The sequence below is a fragment of the Kitasatospora sp. NPDC002543 genome (assembly GCF_053594915.1).
Genome location: NZ_JBSFWR010000255.1, coordinates 1 through 1,184, shown reverse-complemented (window position 1 = coordinate 1,184; position 1,184 = coordinate 1). Strand labels below are relative to the sequence as shown.

Annotated in this window: 2 pseudogenes; both read left to right on the top strand. The window is 66.6% G+C overall.

Features of this window, described 5'->3' with window-relative positions:
* A pseudogene (locus tag ACWD4P_RS38395) lies at positions 1 to 378 on the top strand (hypothetical protein); the annotation flags it as partial.
* A pseudogene (locus tag ACWD4P_RS38390) lies at positions 375 to 1,103 on the top strand (galactose oxidase); the annotation flags it as partial. The pseudogenes ACWD4P_RS38395 and ACWD4P_RS38390, both read left to right, overlap by 4 nt.
* Positions 1,104 to 1,184 lie beyond the last annotated feature (81 nt).

The following is a 1,184-nucleotide window of genomic DNA, read 5'->3' as shown; positions in this document are numbered from 1 at the left end:
GCGGGGTGGAGCACACCGCGGCCGAGCCCGGGAGTGTCAGGGGAATCCGGGGAGTCCGGGGAGTCCGGGGTCGGCACGTTCCGCATCCACCTGTTCTTCATCCTGGTCTTCGCGGCGTCCATGACCGCGTCCTTCGTGTACGGGCACGCACACCCGGCGATGCTCACCTGGGCCTCGTTCGCGCTGCTCATCACGGCCTCGCCGATCTTCGCCTGGCGGTGGACTATGCGGCAGGACAGGAAGAAGCCGAAGCCGCCGGCCGCTCCCCCGGACCAAGGGGAGCACCTGGCCGCGCCGGCGCACGCCGCGCAGGAGAAGCCGAGTTGGGCCGCGCCCGACCAGACCATGCAGATCGCCCTTGGGGGACGTAAGAAATGAAAGACGGTGCCAGCCGCCGCCGTGCCCGACGCATAGCCATCGGCTCGGTGGTGGTGCTAGCGCTTGCCGGGATGAACGGGCCGTGGCTCTACCGGTTCGGTTCGGCGAAGTACCACGAGTACAAGATCAACAGACCTGAGTACAAGGCCGAGAACGGCAAGTGGGACATCGTCGAGTTCCCCAAGGAGTACCGGCAGAACACGATTCACGCCGCCCTGCTGCACACGGGCAAGATCCTGCTCGTGGCCGGGTCCGGGAACAACCAGGACAACTTCGACGCGAAGAAGTTCGACACCCGGCTGTGGGACCCGGTGAAGGGGACGATCAAGAAGATCCCCACGCCCACCGACCTGTTCTGCACGGGCCACACACAGCTGGCCAACGGCAATCTGCTCATAGCCGGCGGCACCAAGAGCTACGAGAAGCTCAAGGGCGACGTCACCAAGGCCGGCGGCCTGATGATCGTCCACAACGAGGACCCGGACGAGCCGAAGACGATCCCCAAGGGGTCCAGGTTCACCGGCAAGGAGAACGGCAAGACCTTCGTCACCAGCGAGAACATCACCATCGAGCGGGCGAAGAAGGTCTTCGACCCCGAGACGGGCAAGTTCCTGCGCAACGACCCGGGCATCCGCCGGGTCTACGTCGAGGCGCAGAAGAGCGGCACGAAGTACGAGACGGGCACGCAGGACAACTACCGCGTGCAGGGCCTCAAGGGCGCCGATCCAGGCTGAGGAAGAGCACCCCGCCGGCCGTCGGCGGCCGCTGCCGGTGGGTCACCAGGCCGCCGACCACCACCTCCGTTC